The 258-nt window shown below is 61.6% G+C and carries 1 protein-coding gene; it reads left to right on the top strand.

The genetic code is table 11. The features are described from left to right. Nucleotides 1-51: 51 nt before the first annotated feature. On the top strand, nt 52-258 hold a 207-nt coding region (locus BGIM_RS67390; protein WP_238537763.1), incomplete at its 3' end, for a hypothetical protein.

Raw genomic sequence — 258 nt, 5'->3', positions numbered from 1 at the left:
CGCCGGGCGATTTCCTCAGCCGACAGATGGTTGCTGATGGGTATTCGTGTCATGGCTATTCCTCCACATATTTGGAGAAGGTTACCCATCAAAGAGATTCGGTATTACACGGCGGACACCCTGGGCCGGATGCTCCGGGACGGCTTTGTCCCGGCGGACCGGATGGTTCTCGCGGCCGACGGGCACCGCCTGTCGTTGGGAGATCTCGTTTCCGAGCGGATCGCATGGCCGGCAGAGGACATCACGGTCCCGTCCGGC

This window comes from Zavarzinella formosa DSM 19928, assembly GCF_000255705.1.
In the GTDB taxonomy this organism is placed as follows: Bacteria; Planctomycetota; Planctomycetia; order Gemmatales; family Gemmataceae; genus Zavarzinella; species Zavarzinella formosa.
The sequence above is the reverse complement of the archived record's forward strand: the minus strand, read 5'-3'. Positions and strand labels throughout refer to the sequence as shown.